Genomic DNA, 16,824 nt, shown 5'->3' with positions numbered 1-16,824 from the left:
TCCATGTACAAGAACGCGGTCCTCGTCGAGGGCCTGCGCAAGCACTACGGCAAGGGCAGGAGCGGCAAGGCCGCGACCGGCAAGGGCGGGAGCGGCAAGAGCGCCGGCACCACCCTCGCCCTCGACGGCTTCGACCTCGCCGTCCGGCCCGGCACCGTCCACGGCCTCCTCGGCCCCAACGGCGCCGGCAAGACCACCGCCGTACGCGTCCTCGCCACGCTCCTGAAGGCCGACGGCGGCCGTGCCGAGGTCGCCGGGATCGACGTCGCCCGCGATCCGCGCGGGGTCCGCGCCCGCATCGGGCTCGCCGGCCAGTACGCCGCCGTGGACGAGGGCATCAGCGGCCGGCAGAACCTGGAGATCTTCGGCCGCCTCTTCCACCTGGGCGCCCGCCGCGCCCGCATCCGCGCAGGCGAACTCCTCGACCGCTTCCAGCTCACCGAGGCCGCCGACCGGAACGCGGGTACCTACAGCGGCGGGATGCGCCGCCGCCTCGACCTGGCCGCCTCGATGATCCTCACGCCCGACGTCCTCTTCCTGGACGAGCCGACGACGGGCCTCGACCCGCGCGGCCGGGGCGAGGTCTGGGACGCCGTACGCGCCCTGGTCGCGGGCGGTACGACGGTGCTGCTCACCACGCAGTACCTCGACGAGGCCGACCGGCTCGCCTCCCGGATCACCGTCATGGACCGGGGCCGGGCCATCGCCGACGACACCCCCGACGGCCTGAAGAACCGGGTCGGCGGCGACCGGATCGAGGTCGTGGCCGCCGAGGCCGCCGACCTGCCGGCCGTACGGAAGGTCCTCGCCCGGGTCGCGGCGGCCGAACCCGCCGTGGACGAGGACGACCGGCGCGTCCACGCCCCGGTCACCGACCGGGTCGCCGCACTCACCGAGGTCGCGCGCACCCTGCGGGACGAACGGATCGCCGTCGAGGACCTCGGCCTGCGCCGCCCCAGCCTGGACGACGTCTTCCTGACCCTGACGGGCCGCCCGAGCGCGGACGGCACCCCCGACGAACCGGGCGCCCCCCGCCCCGACACCCAAGGAGCCGCAGCCGCATGACGACCGCCGCCACGGCGGACCGGACCCGGACCCCGGCCGCCACTCGCGGCCGCGCCTACTGGGCGCTGGCCGACTGCGCCACCCTCGTCCTCCGCACCCTGCTCAACTACCGCCGCCAGCCCGTCGCCATCCTCTGGCAGCTCGGCTTCCCGATCGTCTCCGTCCTCCTCTACGGCTTCGTCTTCGGCAGCGCGATGCGCGTGCCGGGCGGCGGCGACTACAAGGACTTCCTCATGCCGGGGATGTTCACCATGACGATGACCTTCGGCCTCATGAACACCGCGACCGCCGTCGTCTCCGACTCCGGCAAGGGGGTCATGGACCGGTTCCGGTCCATGCCGATGGCGCCCTCCGCCGTCGCCACCGGCCGCGGCCTGTCCGACCTGCTGGTCGCCTCCGCCGAACTCGCCATCCTCGCCGCCACCGCGCTCGCCATCGGCTGGACCTCGGACGGCGGCGTCGGCGGCACGCTGCTCGCGTTCGCCCTGCTGCTCCTGCTGCGGTTCAGCCTCATCTGGGTGGGCGTCTGGTGCGGGCTGATCGTCCCGAACACGGAGACCGCCGGCGCGCTCTACGCGGTGATCTTCCCGATCACCATGATCTCCAGCGTGTACGTGGCCCCGTCCCTGATGCCGGGCTGGCTGGCCCCCGTCGCGGCCTGGAACCCGATCTCCTCGACGGTCGCGGCCACCCGCGAGCTGTTCGGCAACCCGGGCGCGGGCGGCGGGAGCTGGGTGGAGCAGCACGCGCTCCTGATGGCCGTTCTCTGGCCGCTGCTCCTGACGGCGGTCTTCCTCCCGCTGGCGGTGCGCCGCTTCCAGCGCCTCAGCCGCTGACTCCCCGTCTCGACCGGGGGCGAGGCCGGGTCGAAACTGGAAAGGGACCGGAAAACGCCTGGAGGAACCATGCCGGGATTCACTCGCGAGAACACTCCTGTCGCCATGGAAGGCGGTGGCCTGGACTTCCGCATGACGGAGGCCGGGGGCGACATGACCGTCGCCTTCATCCACCTTCCCAAGGGCACCGACATGGCGCCGGCGCTCAAGGGCCTCCAGGACGACCTGTGCCAGTGCCCCCACTGGGGTTACCTGCTGAGCGGTCGGATCAGGATGCGGACCGCTTCGGGTGAGGAGTTCTACGAGGCCGGACAGGCCTACTACTGGGGGCCCGGTCACGCCCCCGAAGCCGTGGAGGACGTCGACGTCGTGGAGTTCTCGCCGACCGTCGAGTTCGGCGAGGTCATCGACCACGTCAAGGCGCAGACGGGCTGAGCCGCTCGGCGGCCGGTACGGCGAAGGGCCCGGCATCGACCATGTCCGATGCCGGGCCCTTCGTACACCCAGGGGTTACAGCTTCTCGATCACGTAGTCCACGCAGGCCGTCAGGGCCCGCACGTCCGCCGGGTCGATCGCCGGGAACATCGCGATCCGCAGCTGGTTGCGGCCCAGCTTGCGGTACGGCTCGGTGTCCACGATGCCGTTGGCGCGCAGCACCTTGGCGACGGCGGCCGCGTCGATGTCGTCCGAGAAGTCGATCGTGCCGATGACCTGCGAGCGCTTGGCCGGGTCCGTGACGAACGGCGTCGCGTACTTGGACTCCTCGGCCCAGGTGTACAGCGCCTGGGAGGACTCCTTCGTCCGGGCCACGGCCCAGTCCAGACCGCCCTGGCCGTTGATCCACTTCAGCTGCTCGTTGAGCAGGAAGAGGGTCGAGAGCGCCGGGGTGTTGTACGTCTGGTTCTTCAGCGAGTTGTCGATCGCCGTCGGGAGCGAGAAGAACTCCGGGATGTGCCGGCCGGACGCGTGGATGCGGGCCGCGCGCTCCAGGGCCGCCGGGGAGAAGGCCGCCAGCCACAGGCCGCCGTCGGCGGCGAAGGACTTCTGCGGGGCGAAGTAGTAGACGTCCGACTCGGCGATGTCGACCGGCAGGCCGCCCGCGCCGGAGGTCGCGTCGACCAGGACGAGCGCGCCCTCGTCGGCGCCCGCGACCCGCTTGACCGGGGCCGCGACACCGGTCGAGGTCTCGTTGTGCGTGTACGCGTACACGTCGACGCCCGCCTCGGCCACCGGCTCCGGGTGGGTGCCCGGGTCGGCGGAGATCACGGTCGGCTCGGCCAGCCAGGGGGCCAGCTTCGCGGCCTTCGCGAACTTGGAGGAGAACTCGCCGAAGGTGAGGTGCTGCGACTTCGACTCGATGAGCCCGTGGGTCGCGATGTCCCAGAAGGCGGTGGAGCCGCCGTTGCCCAGGATCACCTCGTAGCCCTCGGGCAGCGAGAAGAGGTCGCGCACGCCGGCCCGTACCTCGCCGACCAGGTTCTTGACCGGAGCCTGGCGGTGGGACGTGCCGAGCAGGGAGGTGCCGGTGGCGGCCAGGGCGTCCAGCGCCTCCGTACGCACCTTGGAGGGGCCCGCGCCGAAACGGCCGTCGGCGGGCTTGATGTCAGCGGGAATCTGGATCTCAGCCACGAGGCGGAGCGTATCGGGTCGCACCGCACACGGCCGACGATGTCCGCCGGATGAGACGCCAGGTGAGACATCCTGACCTTGTGCGAAAACACCACGGGCACCAGGAGCGGTCGGATCTCGAGGCGGCGCTGCGCGCGGCCGTGGCGGGTGACGTGGACTTCGGCGCCACGGCGAGAGCCCTGACGACGATGGACGCGTCCAACTACCGACGGGTGCCGGTGGGGGTGGTCGCGCCCCGGGACGCCGACGACGTGGCGGCGGCGCTCGCGGTCTGTCGGGAGCACCGGGTGCCGGTGGTGGCACGGGGCGGCGGCACGTCGATCGCGGGGCAGGCGACGGGGACGGGCGTGGTCCTGGACTTCACCCGCCACATGCGCGCGGTCGTCTCGGTCGACCGGGAGGCGCGGACGGCGGTCGTCCAGCCGGGGCTCGTCCTGGACCGGCTGCGGGACGCGGTGCGCCCGTACGGCCTGACCTTCGGCCCGGACCCGTCCACGCACAGCCGCTGCACGCTCGGCGGCATGATCGGCAACAACGCGTGCGGTGCGCACTCGGTGGCGTGGGGGACGACGGCCGACAACGTCCTGGGCCTGGACGTCCATACGTACGGGGGCTCGTCCCTCGCCCTCGGCCGGGACTGGCAGGGCGCACCGGCGGGGCTGCGGGAGCTGGTGGAAGGGAACCTGGCGCTGCTGCGGACCGGGTACCCGGAGGGGCTGCCGCGCCGGATCTCCGGCTACGCGCTCGACGCGCTGCTGCCGGAGCGGGGCGGGGACGTGGCCCGGCTGCTCTGCGGGAGCGAGGGGACGCTGGGGGTGGTGACGGAGGCGACGGTACGGCTGGTGGAGCTGCCGGCCGCGCCGGTCCTGGTGGTCCTCGGGTACGCGGACGAGAGCGCGGCGGCCGACGCGGTGGCGGGGCTGCTGCCGCTGGGCCCGCTGACGGTGGAGGGGATGGCGGCGGACCTGGTGCGGGACGCGCGTGCGGGGCTGCCGCGCGGGGGTGCCTGGCTGTTCGTGGAGGTGGACGGGGAGGGGGCGGCGCGGGAGCTGGTGGCGTCGGCTTCGGCGGACGTGCTGGACGCGGCTGTCGTCGTCGACCCGGCCGGGCAGCGGGCGCTGTGGCGGATCCGGGAGGACGCGGCCGGGACGGCGACGCGGATGCCGGACGGGGTGGAGGCCTGGCCCGGGTGGGAGGACTGCGCGGTGCCTCCGGCGCGGCTCGGATCGTACCTGCGCGAGTTCCGCGCCCTGTTGACGGAGTACGGCCTGCGGGGGACTCCGTACGGCCACTTCGGCGACGGCTGCGTCCATGTCCGTATCGACTTCGACCTCTACTCGGCGGCGGGCGTGGGCCGGTTCCGGGAGTTCTCGGAGGCGGTGGCGGACCTGGTGGTGGCGCACGGGGGCTCGTTGTCGGGGGAGCACGGGGACGGGCGGGCGCGGGCGGAGCTGCTGCCGAGGATGTACGGCCCGGAGCTGGTCGGTCTGTTCGGTGCGGTGAAGGACCTCTGGGACCCGGAGGGCGGCCTGAACCCGGGGATGCTGGTGCGGCCGGGGCGCCTCGACGAGGGGCTGCGGTTCAAGGGGCTGCCGGTGGAGGCGCGGGAGGTCGCGCGGTGCGTGGGGGTCGCGAAGTGCCGGGTGGAGGGGCCGACGTCGGGGCCGGGGGTGATGTGTCCTTCGTACCGTGCGACGGGGGAGGAGCGGCACTCGACGCGGGGCCGGGCGCGGCTGCTGCACGAGATGGCGCTCGGTGAGGTGATCACGGACGGCTGGCGCTCGGAGGAGGTGCGGGAGGCGCTCGACCTGTGCCTGTCGTGCAAGGGCTGCAGGAGCGACTGCCCGGTGGGCGTGGACATGGCCGCGTACAAGGCGCGCTTCCTGGACCGCCACTACGCGGGGCGGCGGCGGCCGTGGTCGCACGTGACGATGGGGAGGCTGCCGGAGTGGCTCCGTCTCTTCGGCCCGGCGCTGAACCTGGCGCGGGTCTTCCCTTCGCGTTTCGCGGGGGTCGCGCCGGAGCGGGAGCTGCCGAGGGTGGCGTCGCGGACGTTCGTGTCGTGGTTCGGTACGCGTCTGGAGACGGCGTCGGACGTGTGGCTGTGGCCGGACACCTTCACGAACCACCTGGCGCCACAGGTGGGGCGTTCGGCGGTACGGGTCCTGGAGTCGGCGGGCGTACGGGTGGGGCTGCCGCCGGGGCGGGTGTGCTGCGGGCTCACGTACGTGTCGACGGGCCAGCTGGACCGGGCCAGGAAGGTGATGAGCGGGACCCTGGACGTGATGGAGCCCCAGCTCGGCCATCCCGTGGTCGTCCTCGAACCCTCCTGCGCGGCGACCCTGCGGACGGACCTCCTGGAACTCCTCCCCGACGACCCGCGTGCGCGGACGCTGGCCTCGTCGGTACGGACCTTCGCGGAGGCCCTGGAGGAGTTCGCACCCGAGTGGGAGCCGCCGCGCCTCGACCACCCGGTGGTCGGCCAGACCCACTGCCACCAGCACGCCGTCCTGGGAGACGAGCCGGATCGGCGGTTGCGTGAACGGATGGGCCTGGAGGGCGAGTTGAGCGGGGGTTGCTGCGGTCTCGCGGGCAACTTCGGCTTCGAGCCCGGCCATTACGAGGTCTCGGTGGCCTGCGCGGAGGACCAGCTGCTCCCGGCGGTGCGGGCGGCGGACGAGAACGCGGTGCTTCTGGCCGACGGGTTCTCCTGCCGTACGCAGCTCGACGACCTGGCGGGGCGGCGGGCCAGGCATATCGCGGAAGTCCTGGCGGAGGCGATCCAGCCGGATTAACATACATACATGAATGTACGTGAGGAGGGAGCTGGGTCTCCCGCGTCCGGCTCGCCGGGGCCCCGCCGTTCCACGCAGGCCGAGCGGCGGGAGCGCACGCGCATCGCGCTCCTGGAATCGGCGGCCCGGGGGCTGTCCCGTCACGGCTACGGCAACCTCGTCCTGGAGCAGGTGGCCAGGGACGCCGGCTACACGCGCGGCGCGCTCTACCACCAGTTCAAGGACAAGCAGGAGCTGGCCCTCGCCGTGGCCGAGTGGGTCTTCGAGGCCTGGGACCGGGAGGTCGGGCACCACGTCGAGCGGGAGTCGGAACCGCTCGCGGCGCTGCTCACGCTCGCCCGCGCGCACACCGCCTTCTGCCGGCGGGACATCGCCCGCGTGGCGGTGGCGCTGCGCCTGGAGTTCTCCGGGCAGGACCATCCGATCGGACACCTGGTGGAGACGGGCTACCGCGCCCTCCTCGACCTCTGCACCGGCTACGTCGAGGCCGGGCGCGCGGCGGGGACGATCCCCGCGGGCCCGCCGGCCGGGGACGTCGCGCTCGCCTACGTGGGCGCGGTCGAAGGCACCTCGATCGCCCTGGCCGGCCGCGTCCCCGACGACGCGTCCCTGGTCGTCGCCGCCGCGTCGGGGGCTCTCGGTCTCGGGGCGGCCGGCTTCCCGTACTCCTCCGTCGAACACAGCGAACCGTAGGAGGCACCCCATGGAACTTCCCAAGTCCGCGCACACGTCCCGCCCGTGGCGGATCCACGAGTTGACGCCCGACTTCCGGCTCTACGACGTCTGGGCGCTGCCGACGCCCGGCGGCCCCGACGACTTCCCGCGCCTGGTGCGGAACTTCGCCGGGGGCGACACGGGCGACAACTCCTCCTGGCTCGCCCGCCGGCTGTTCGCGATCCGCTGGAAGCTCGGCGAGCTGTTCGGCTGGGACGACCGGGACAAGGGCCTCGGCTCCCGGGTGCCGACCCTGCGCGACCGGCTGCCGGAGGACCTCCGCGACGGCCCGGCAGGACCGGAGTTCGAGCGGCTGCCCTTCACGTCCGTCTACCTCGGGGACGACGAGTGGGCGGCGGAAATGGCGAACCGGACCATGCACGGCGTGATGCACCTGAGCTGGGTCCCCGACGGCTCGGGCGGCCACCGCGGCCAGCTGGCCGTCCTGGTGAAGCCCAACGGCCTGTTCGGCAAGGCCTACATGGCGGCGATCGCCCCGTTCCGGCATCTGCTCGTGTACCCGCCGCTGATGCGCGACATCGGGCGGGAGTGGCGCGAGACGGCGCGTTAGGGGGCCTCAGGTCCGGCGGGGCTGGTCGTCGAGCGCCGCGGTCCTGGTGAACGTACGGCGGTAGGTGCGGGGCGGGACGCCGCGGCGGCGGACGAACTGTTCGCGCAGGACGGCCGCGCTGCCGTAGCCGACGAGGCGGGCGATCTCCTCGACCGGGAGGTCGGTCGTCTCCAGGAGCTCCTCCGCCCGGCCGAGCCGCTGGCCGAGGACCCAGGCGTGCGGAGTGGTCCCGGTCGCGGCGGCGAAGCGGCGGGCGAAGGAGCGGCGGCTCATCAGGGCGCGGCGGGCCAATTCGGCCACGGGCAGCGGCTCGTGGAGGTGGGCGCGGGCCCACGCGAGGACGTCGCCGAGCCGTTCGTCCTCGCAGTCCTCGGGGACGGGGGCGGTGACGTACTGCGCCTGGCCGCCGTCGCGGTGCGGCGGCAGGACGAGGTCGCGGGCGACGGCGTTCGCGGCGGCGGCCCCGTACTCGCGGCGCAGCAGATGCAGGCAGAGGTCGAACCCGGCGGCGGCGCCCGCGCCCGTCAGGATCCGGCCCTCGTCGACGTACAGGGCGTCCCGCTCGACGGTGACGGCCGGGTGGCGCCGCGCGAGCAGGTCGGCGAACCGCCAGTGGGTGGTGGCCCGCAGCCCGTCGAGCAGCCCGGCCGCGGCGAGCGCGAACGCCCCGACACAGTGCGAGCCGACGAGCGCCCCGCGCGCGTGGGCGGCCCGGAGCGCGTCGAGCACGGGCGCGGGCGGCGGGGTGCGGAAGTCGGCCCAGGGGAGGGCGAGTACGAGATCCGCCGAGGCGAGCCGGTCGAGCCCGTGCGCGACGGAGAGCGGCACCCCGTAGTCGGTGGGCACCTGCCCGGGGGCGTCGGCGCAGAGCGCGAAGTCGAAACGCGGAAGCCCCGCGGGCGGCGCGGCGAACACCTCGGACACCAGCCCGACGGCGAGCATGCCGACGCGCGGCGGGGCATAGGCGGCGACGCTCAGGAACGGCGGCATGCGGGGGAGTGTGGCACGGGTGAGCCTCGGGCGGCGGGGGCTGGTCCCGGTACGGGCGTACTCGCGTACCTGCGTACCCGCACGGAGTGGCGCGCGATCGGGCTGCCGTGGGAGCGGGTCGCCGCCCGATCGGGCTGGCGCGGGAGCAGACCCCCCGCAGCGGGCTCTGGCAGAAAACCCGCGATGGGTGGCAGTGCGGCCACTCGTCGGCGATCTTCCGCCCGGCGAAGCTGAGTTCATGACCGACCAGCCGCGCGGAAACAGCGCCACCTACACCGTCCTGACCACCGGATACACCCTCTCCACGGGCCCGGGCGTCGCCGCCACCGTCTCGTACGTGACCGACGGCGAGCGTCATGTGATCGTCGACCCCGGCATGGTGGCGAGCCGGGACCGGATCCTCGGCCCGCTGGCCGAACTGGGCCTGGGGCCCGACGACATCACCGACGTCGTGCTCAGCCACCACCACCCCGACAACACCATGAACGTCGGCCTGTTCGGCCGGGCGCGCGTCCATGACCACAAGGCCGAGTACCTGAACGACCAGTGGACCGACCGGGACGCCGAGGGCCTCGAACTGACGCCGTCCCTGCGCCTGATCCGTACCCCGGGGCACAGCCCCGAGGACATCACGCTCCTCGCCGGTACGGCCGAGGGCGTCGTCGCCTTCGTCGGCGACCTCTGGTGGCGCCCGGACGGCCCGGCCGAGGACCCGGTGGCCCCGGACCGCGACCAGCTCCGCACCTCCCGCCTGCGGGTCCTGAAGACCTCGGACGTGATCGTCCCGGGGCACGGGGGGCCGTTTCCGGCCGGGGACGAGGCGGTGCTCTAGCCGTCCGTCGATACGTCCGTACCGTCGACCGAAACACAGGGGGACCCCGCCATGTCGTTGCACGAAGCCGCCCCGCCCGGCCCCACCACCGCCGACCGGCGCCGCGGTCGGCCATGGCACCGCCCCCTGGCGGTGTGCGCCGTCCTGTTGGCGGTGCTCACGGTCCTCAGCGGGGTCGGAGTGGCCGTGGACGACCGGACCCTGCTCGGTGAGCCGGTCTGGGTGAAGCCGCTGAAGTTCGGCTTCGCCTTCGCGCTCTACTCCGCCACGCTGGCGTGGCTGCTGCCCCGACTGGACCGCGGCAGGCGGCTGGCGCGGTGGGCGGGGACCGTTTTCGCGGTGGCCGTGGTCGTCGAGGTGGGCGCCATCACGGTGCAGGCGGCGCGCGGTACGTTCAGCCACTTCAACGCCGACCGGACCGACCCGGTCACCCTGGCGCTCGTACCGGTCCTCACCTTCGGGGTGATGGTCATCGTCGTCGCGCAACTGATCGTCTGTGTCGTCGTGTTGAGGCAGCGTACGGGCGGCGGGGACCTGAACCGGGCGATCCGCGCCGGGCTCGGGCTCGCGACCTTCGGCATGCTCGTGCCGCTCTACTGGATGGTGACCGGGGTGCACCCCCGTACCGTCACCGACGCCAACGGCGACGCCATCCCGATGTACCAGGGCCACGGCATCGGCGACCCCGACGGCCACGGCATGGCCCTCACGAACTGGAGCGTGACCGGCGGGGACTTCCGGGTGCCGCACTTCTTCGCCCTGCACGGCATCCAGGTCCTGCTGCTGCTCACGGTGGTGCTCGCCGCGCTGTCGGCCCGGCGCGCCTGGCTGCGCGACGAGCGGGTCCGCGCCCGTCTGGTGGGCTGTGCCGCGCTCGGCCTCTGGGGCCTGGTCGCGGTCGTGACCTCGCAGGCGGCCAGGGGGCAGTCCCTGATCCACCCGGACGGGGTCACCCTCGGCGCCTTCGCCGGTGTCCTCGTCCTGACGGCCGCGGTGACCGCGCGCGTCGTTGTCGTCGCCGTCAGGTCCCGGCCGGCGGGCGCTCCGTGATCTCCCGGGCCAGCTCCACGAGCAGCCGCGTCGCCGGGTGCGGGGAGGTGTCGCGCCAGGCCAGGAGGACCGGGATCCGGGGGGCGTCGGGGAGGAGGCGGTAGGTGACGCCGGGGTGGGGGTGCATGGCCGCCGTGGAGGCCGAGGAGACGCCGACGCCCCGGCCGGCGGCGATCGCGGTGAGCCAGTCGTCGGTGTTGCCGACCGTCAGGGTCGTGGCCGGGCGCAGGTGCGCGGGCCAGAGGGACGGGGTGGTGGTGCCGGAGACGGTGTTGAGGACGATCGTCTCGCTCGCGAGGTCCGCCAGGGTGAGGGACGTACGGGAGGCCAGCGCGCTGTCCGTCGCCACGGCGGCCACCCGGTTCTCGGTGGCCAGTTCCTCGGTCGCCAGGCCGGGCGCGTCGACGGGGCCCCGGAGCAGCGCGGCGTCCACCTCGCCCCGGACGAGGCCGGCCGTGCGGTCGTCGATGCGGAGGAGTTCCAGCGGGGTGTCGGGGTGCTCGCGCTGCCAGCGCCGGAGCAGGGGCGTGGTGTACGGGCCGAACGCCGACCACGCGTGCCCGAGCCGCAGCGGGCGGTGGCGCAGCCGGCCGGGGTCCAGGGCCGCGTCGAACGCGGCGACGGCCGCCGCCGCGCGGTCGTGGAAGGCGCGGCCCTCGGCGGTGAGCGCGAGGTGGTGGGTGGAGCGGTCGACGAGCCGGACGCCGAGGTGTTTCTCCAGGGCGGCGAGGGTGCGGGACATCGCGGGCTGGGTGAGGTGGAGGCGGGCGGCGGCGCGGGTCACGTTGCCCTCCTCGGCGATGGCGAGAAAGGCGCGAAGGTGGCGGAGCTCGATGCCCGAGCGACTCCCTTGACTCATGCGCCCGGAGCATAACCGCAGCCCAATCGGCATTTCACGCGCCGCGCGGGACGGCTTAGCGTGAGTGTCGGAGCCCACTTGACGGGTCCACTATCCTGGACTGGTAAGTCCAGTGCAATGAACCATCCTGCAGGGGAGTGAGCCGGTGGACAGCCCGGTCAAGGACACGACGGCGGGCACGGGCACGGGCACGGGCGCGCGGACGGCGACGGTGCCGACGGCCCCGGCGCGCGGCACCCGCCTGGGCCCGGTGGCACTCGTCGTGGCGGGCGGCCTGTCCGTCCAGTTCGGCTCGGCGGTCGCCGTCCTGCTGATGCCGCGCGCCGGCGCGCTCGGCGTGGTGACGCTGCGGCTCGTTCTCGCCGCCGCGGTCCTGCTGATCGTCTGCCGCCCGAAGGTCCGCGGCTACAACCGGGCCGACTGGGGCACGGTCGTCGCCTTCGGCACCGCGATGGCCGGGATGAACATCTTCATCTACCAGGCCGTCGACCGGATCCCCCTCGGCGCCGCCGTGACCCTGGAGGTCCTCGGCCCGCTGCTCCTCTCGGTCATCGCCTCCCGCCGCCTCTCGAACCTCATCTGGGCGGGGCTCGCGCTCGGCGGCGTCCTCCTGCTCAGCGGCATGCTCACCGGCGGCGGCTTCGACCGCCTGGACCCGGTCGGCGCCGGCTTCGCCCTCGCGGCGGGCGCGATGTGGGCGACGTACATCGTCTTCAGCGCCCGTACCGGCCGCCGCTTCCCGCAGGCGGACGGCCTGGCGCTCGCGATGGCCTTCGGCGCGGTCCTGAGCCTGCCCTTCGGCATCGTCGAGGCGGGCGACAAGCTCCTGGTCCCCTCGACGATCGCCCTCGGCCTCGCGGTCGCCCTGATGTCCTCGGTCCTCCCGTACACCCTCGAACTCCTGGCCCTCCGCCGCCTCCCCGCCCCCACCTTCGCCATCCTGATGAGCCTGGAACCGGCCATCGCCGCCACCGCCGGCTTCCTCGTCCTGAGCCAGGGCCTCTCCCTCCTGGACGCCCTGGCCATCGCCCTCGTCATCGCCGCCAGCATGGGCGCGGTCCGCACCCAGACGAAACGCGTCAGGGCGATCCCGGAGGCGTAGTCCCCAGGCGCGCGCCGCGCGCGGCCGGGCCCTGGCCTCTGTCGGTCCCTCCGGTCCGGCGGAAGGCTTCGACGTCGGCGAGGAGATCGCCGTCGTCGTCACGGATATCGAGCGGGTGCCGGTGCCGACGTGCAGTTCACGGGCGGCGCCGCCCCAAGAGCGTTCGCCCGTACCGGAATTGGTCGACCCCGGCGAGCCCGCCGAGGAAATTTCGCTCAGTACAAGCAAGCATGCTTGATTGTTTCTCCCGCCGCTGCCATGCTCCTCCGCACACGCCCGTGTCCCGAGGGGAGCGCACCGTGTCCGACCCCGCCGTCGTGCTCGACGACCTACGCCGTGAGAGCGAGGAAGTCGACCGGCTCGTCGCCGAGTTGAGCGACACGAGATGGGCCGCCCCCACCCCCGCCGCCGGCTGGACCGTCGCCCACCAGGTCGCCCACCTCGCCTGGACCGACCGCGCCGCGCTCCTCGCCGTCACCGACGCCGAGGGGTTCCGCGTGGAGGCCGAGAAGGCCCTCGCCGCGCCCGAGTCGTTCGTCGACGACGGCGCCGCCGAGGGCGCCGCGCTCGCCCCCGGCGAGCTCCTCGGGCGCTGGCGCGTCGGCCGTGAGCGGCTCTGGACGGCCCTGGCCACCGCCCCGCCCGGCGCCCGCTTCCCCTGGTACGGGCCGCCCATGAGCGCCTCCTCGATGGCGACCGCCCGCCTCATGGAGACCTGGGCGCACGGCCAGGACATCGCCGACGCCCTCGGGGCCGTCCGCGCACCCACCGCCCGCCTGCGCCACGTCGCCTGGATCGGCGTCCGCGCTCGCGACTACGCCTATCTCGTACGGGGTCTCCAACCGCCCGCCGAGCCCTTCCGGGTCGAGCTCGTCGGACCGGGCGGCGAGGAGTGGGCGTACGGGCCCGAGGACGCGGCCCAGCGGATCACCGGACCCGCCCTCGACTTCTGCCTCCTCGTCACCCAGCGCGTCCACCGCGACGACACCGCCCTCGCGGCCGAAGGCGCCGACGCCGAGCACTGGCTCACCATCGCCCAGGCCTTCGCCGGTCCCCCCGGCGGCGGGCGTCCCGCCAAGGAGCAGGCGTGATCCTCCGTATCGGCAACGCCTCCGGCTTCTACGGCGACCGCTTCGACGCCGTCCACGAGATGCTCACCGGCGGCGAACCGGGCTCCCTCGACGTCCTCACCGGCGACTACCTCGCCGAACTCACCATGCTCATCCTCGGCCGCGACCTCCTGAAGGACCCGAAGGGCGGTTACGCCAAGACCTTCCTGCGCCAGATGGAGGAGAGTCTCGGCCTCGCCCACGAGCGCGGCGTCCGCATCGTCACCAACGCCGGCGGCCTCAACCCCGCCGCCCTCGCCGAAGCCCTCGGCGCCCTCGCCGACCGGCTCGGGCTGCCCACCCGGATCGCGTACGTCGAGGGCGACCGGCTCCCGCCCCGCGACGGAGTCCTGACCGCCAACGCCTACCTCGGCGGCGCCGGCATCGCCGCCTGCCTGGCCGCCGGCGCCGACGTCGTCGTCACCGGCCGCGTCACCGACGCCGCCCTCGTCACAGGGCCCGCGCAGTGGCGGTTCGGCTGGGGGCCGGAGGAGTACGACGCCCTGGCCGGCGCGGTCGTCGCCGGGCACGTCCTGGAGTGCGGTACGCAGGCCACCGGGGGCAACTACGCCTTCTTCCGCGACCACGACCCGCGTGACCTCCGGCGTCCCGGATTTCCGCTCGCCGAGATCCACCCCGACGGTTCCTCCGTCATCACCAAGCACCCCGGCACCGGCGGCGTCGTCGACCTCGGGACCGTCACCGCGCAGCTCCTGTACGAGACGGCCGGCGCACGGTACGCCGGGCCCGACGTGACCGCCCGGCTCGACACCGTACGGCTCACCCAGGACGGGCCCGACCGGGTGCGGATCGACGGCGTACGGGGCGAGGCCCCGCCGCCCACCCTCAAGGCCGGGCTCACCCGGATCGGCGGCCACCGCAACGAGGTCGTCTTCGTCCTCACCGGCCTCGACGTCGAGGCCAAGGCCCAGCTCGTGAAGGACCAGGTGGAGGACGCCTTCGAGCGTGCCAAGTCCCGGCCCGCCGGGGTCCGTTGGGAGCTGGCCCGGACGGACCGGAGCGACGCCGACACCGAGGAGACCGCCAGCGCGCTCCTCCGGCTCGTCGTCCGCGACCCCGCCCCCGAGCCCGTCGGCCGCGCCCTCAGCGGCGCCGCCATCGAACTGGCCCTCTCCAGCTACCCCGGCTTCCACGTCACCGCCCCACCCGGCAAGGGCGCCCCCTACGGGGTCTTCGAGGCCGCGTACGTCCCCGCCTCCGACGTCCCGCACACCGCCGTCCTGCCCGACGGGAGCCGCGTCACCCTCCCCGTACCCGTCCACACCCGGGAGCTCGAACCCGTCCCCGAACCCCCGCTGCCCACGCCCCTGCCCGACGGGCCGACGCGCCGCGCACCGCTCGGGCTCGTCGCGGGAGCCCGTAGTGGTGACAAGGGCGGCGACGCGAATGTGGGGGTGTGGGTGCGTACGGAGGCCGCCTGGCGGTGGCTCGTCCACCACCTCACCGTCGGGACATTCCAGCAACTCCTGCCCGAGACAGGCGACTTCGACGTCGTACGGCACGTCCTGCCCGATCTCCGCGCCCTGAACTTCGTCGTCACCGGCATCCTCGGCGAAGGCGTCGCCTCCCAGGCCCGCTTCGACCCCCAGGCCAAGGCCCTCGGCGAGTGGCTCCGCGCCCGCGAACTCGACGTACCGGAGGAACTGCTGTGACCGTCCTCGCCTCCGCCCTCGACACCGGCGGACCCGACTACGCGGCCCACCGCGCCGCCATGCTCGACAAGCTCGCCGCCCTCGACACCGAGCACGCCAAGGCGCTCGCGGGCGGCGGGGAGAAGTACGTCCAACGGCACCGCAAGCGCGGCAAGTTGCTCGCGCGGGAGCGGATCGAGCTGCTTCTCGACCCCGACACGCCCTTCCTGGAGCTCTCGCCGCTCGCCGCCTGGGGCAGCGACTACCCGGTCGGCGCGTCGATCGTCACCGGCATCGGGGTGGTCGAGGGCGTCGAGTGCCTGATCACCGCCAACGACCCGACCGTGCGCGGCGGCGCCTCCAACCCGTGGACCCTGAAGAAGGCCCTGCGGGCGAACGAGATCGCGTACGCCAACCGGCTCCCGGTCATCTCCCTCGTCGAGTCCGGCGGCGCCGATCTGCCGTCCCAGAAGGAGATCTTCATCCCGGGCGGCGCGCTCTTCCGCGACCTCACCCGGCTCTCCGCCGCCGGCATCCCCACCATCGCGGTCGTCTTCGGCAACTCGACGGCCGGCGGGGCGTACGTCCCCGGCATGTCCGACCACACCGTGATGATCAAGGAGCGGTCGAAGGTCTTCCTCGGCGGTCCGCCGCTGGTCAAGATGGCGACGGGCGAGGAGAGCGACGACGAGTCGCTCGGTGGAGCCGAGATGCACGCCCGTACGTCAGGGCTCGCCGACCACTACGCCGTCGACGAGACCGACGCGCTGCGCCAGGCCCGCCGGATCGTCGCCCGCCTCAACCACCGCAAGGCGCACGCCGATCCGGCCCACGCGGAGCCGCCGAAGTACGACGAGGACGAGCTGCTCGGGATCGTGCCGGGGGACCTGAAGACCCCCTTCGACCCGCGCGAGGTCATCGCCCGGATCGTCGACGGCTCGGACTTCGACGAGTTCAAGCCGCTGTACGGGCCGAGCCTGGTGACCGGCTGGGCCGAGCTGCACGGCTACCCGGTGGGCATCCTCGCCAACGCCCAGGGCGTGCTGTTCAGCGCGGAGTCGCAGAAGGCCGCGCAGTTCATCCAGCTCGCCAACCAGCGCGACATCCCACTGCTCTTCCTGCACAACACCACCGGCTACATGGTCGGCAAGGAGTACGAGCAGGGCGGCATCATCAAGCACGGCGCCATGATGATCAACGCGGTCTCGAACAGCCGGGTGCCGCATCTGAGCGTGCTGATGGGCGCGTCGTACGGCGCCGGGCACTACGGCATGTGCGGCCGGGCCTACGACCCGCGCTTCCTCTTCGCCTGGCCGAGCGCCAAGTCCGCCGTCATGGGCCCGCAGCAGCTCGCGGGCGTGCTCTCGATCGTGGCGCGGGCGAGCGCGGCCGCGAAGGGGCAGCCGTACGACGACGAGGCGGACGCCGGTCTGCGCGCGATGGTCGAGGCGCAGATCGAGTCGGAGTCCCTGCCGATGTTCCTGTCCGGGCGGCTGTACGACGACGGCGTCATCGACCCCCGCGACACCCGCACGGTCCTCGGGCTGTGCCTGTCCGCGATCCACACGGCACCGGTCGAGGGCGCGCGCGGCTTCGGCGTCTTCCGGATGTGAGGCGAGA

General features: G+C 73.6%; 15 protein-coding genes. 12 read left to right on the top strand and 3 right to left on the bottom strand.

Annotation, left to right across the window (positions count from 1 at the left end):
* The first annotated feature begins 3 nt into the window (after positions 1-3).
* The 3 genes from AB0F56_RS12045 (at position 4) to AB0F56_RS12035 (ending at position 2,336) form a co-directional block, all read left to right on the top strand.
* A complete protein-coding gene (locus tag AB0F56_RS12045) occupies positions 4-1,065 on the top strand; it encodes an ATP-binding cassette domain-containing protein (protein WP_362007280.1) in 1,062 nt (353 codons plus the stop codon).
* Positions 1,062-1,901, top strand: a complete 840-nt coding sequence (locus tag AB0F56_RS12040; RefSeq protein WP_362007277.1) for an ABC transporter permease — start codon at positions 1,062-1,064, stop codon at positions 1,899-1,901. The genes AB0F56_RS12045 and AB0F56_RS12040 overlap by 4 nt, the downstream gene beginning before the upstream one ends.
* A gap of 69 nt (positions 1,902-1,970) precedes the next feature.
* Positions 1,971-2,336 (top strand): hypothetical protein, encoded by a 366-nt coding sequence (locus AB0F56_RS12035; protein ID WP_362007276.1) that lies wholly within the window; start codon positions 1,971-1,973, stop codon positions 2,334-2,336.
* 75 nt (positions 2,337-2,411) lie between these two features.
* Here the strand turns inward: AB0F56_RS12035 and serC are convergent, their stop codons facing one another.
* A complete protein-coding gene (gene serC, locus AB0F56_RS12030; protein ID WP_362007274.1) occupies positions 2,412-3,530 on the bottom strand; it encodes a phosphoserine transaminase in 1,119 nt (372 codons plus the stop codon).
* A gap of 50 nt (positions 3,531-3,580) precedes the next feature.
* On the opposite strand from serC, the gene AB0F56_RS12025 reads away from it, so the two are divergent.
* The 3 genes from AB0F56_RS12025 to AB0F56_RS12015 are packed head-to-tail and all read left to right on the top strand — an operon-like array spanning position 3,581 to position 7,610.
* Complete coding sequence (locus AB0F56_RS12025; protein WP_362007272.1) at positions 3,581-6,325, top strand: FAD-binding and (Fe-S)-binding domain-containing protein; 2,745 nt, start codon at positions 3,581-3,583, stop codon at positions 6,323-6,325.
* 9 nt (positions 6,326-6,334) lie between these two features.
* Positions 6,335-7,018 carry a TetR/AcrR family transcriptional regulator gene (locus AB0F56_RS12020; protein ID WP_362007270.1) on the top strand — a complete coding sequence of 228 codons (684 nt, stop codon included), beginning with the start codon at positions 6,335-6,337 and terminating at the stop codon, positions 7,016-7,018.
* A gap of 10 nt (positions 7,019-7,028) precedes the next feature.
* A complete protein-coding gene (locus tag AB0F56_RS12015) occupies positions 7,029-7,610 on the top strand; it encodes a DUF2867 domain-containing protein (RefSeq protein WP_362007268.1) in 582 nt (193 codons plus the stop codon).
* A gap of 6 nt (positions 7,611-7,616) precedes the next feature.
* Here AB0F56_RS12015 and AB0F56_RS12010 read toward each other — a convergent pair whose 3' ends face one another.
* The gene (locus AB0F56_RS12010; protein ID WP_362007267.1) at positions 7,617-8,600 is read right to left on the bottom strand and encodes a helix-turn-helix domain-containing protein; all 984 of its coding nucleotides are present in this window, start codon (positions 8,598-8,600) and stop codon (positions 7,617-7,619) included.
* Between the two features lie 238 nt (positions 8,601-8,838).
* Between AB0F56_RS12010 and AB0F56_RS12005 the strand changes: the two genes are divergently transcribed.
* Both AB0F56_RS12005 and AB0F56_RS12000 read left to right on the top strand, forming a co-directional pair.
* A complete protein-coding gene (locus AB0F56_RS12005) occupies positions 8,839-9,432 on the top strand; it encodes an MBL fold metallo-hydrolase (RefSeq protein ID WP_362007264.1) in 594 nt (197 codons plus the stop codon).
* Positions 9,433-9,483: 51 nt separating this feature from the next.
* A complete protein-coding gene (locus AB0F56_RS12000; protein WP_362007262.1) occupies positions 9,484-10,482 on the top strand; it encodes a hypothetical protein in 999 nt (332 codons plus the stop codon).
* Here AB0F56_RS12000 and AB0F56_RS11995 read toward each other — a convergent pair.
* The gene (locus tag AB0F56_RS11995; RefSeq protein WP_362007260.1) at positions 10,454-11,341 is read right to left on the bottom strand and encodes a LysR family transcriptional regulator; all 888 of its coding nucleotides are present in this window, start codon (positions 11,339-11,341) and stop codon (positions 10,454-10,456) included. The two genes, AB0F56_RS12000 and AB0F56_RS11995, sit on opposite strands and share 29 nt — an antisense overlap.
* Before the next feature lie 211 nt (positions 11,342-11,552).
* Between AB0F56_RS11995 and AB0F56_RS11990 the strand changes: the two genes are divergently transcribed.
* The 4 genes from AB0F56_RS11990 (at position 11,553) to AB0F56_RS11975 (ending at position 16,817) form a co-directional block, all read left to right on the top strand.
* Positions 11,553-12,443 (top strand): EamA family transporter, encoded by an 891-nt coding sequence (locus AB0F56_RS11990; protein WP_362007870.1) that lies wholly within the window; start codon positions 11,553-11,555, stop codon positions 12,441-12,443.
* Between the two features lie 299 nt (positions 12,444-12,742).
* Positions 12,743-13,534: a TIGR03084 family metal-binding protein gene (locus AB0F56_RS11985; protein WP_362007259.1), complete on the top strand. Its 792-nt coding sequence runs from the start codon at positions 12,743-12,745 to the stop codon at positions 13,532-13,534.
* Positions 13,531-15,225, top strand: a complete 1,695-nt coding sequence (locus AB0F56_RS11980; RefSeq protein WP_362007258.1) for an acyclic terpene utilization AtuA family protein — start codon at positions 13,531-13,533, stop codon at positions 15,223-15,225. The genes AB0F56_RS11985 and AB0F56_RS11980 overlap by 4 nt, the downstream gene beginning before the upstream one ends.
* Positions 15,222-16,817 (top strand): carboxyl transferase domain-containing protein, encoded by a 1,596-nt coding sequence (locus AB0F56_RS11975; protein WP_362007256.1) that lies wholly within the window; start codon positions 15,222-15,224, stop codon positions 16,815-16,817. The genes AB0F56_RS11980 and AB0F56_RS11975 overlap by 4 nt, the downstream gene beginning before the upstream one ends.
* Positions 16,818-16,824: the final 7 nt, after the last annotated feature.

This window comes from Streptomyces sp. NPDC026092 (assembly GCF_040638605.1).
GTDB lineage: Bacteria > Actinomycetota > Actinomycetes > Streptomycetales > Streptomycetaceae > Streptomyces.
Note: the sequence above shows the minus strand (reverse complement) of the source record. Positions and strands in the feature narration are given on the sequence as shown.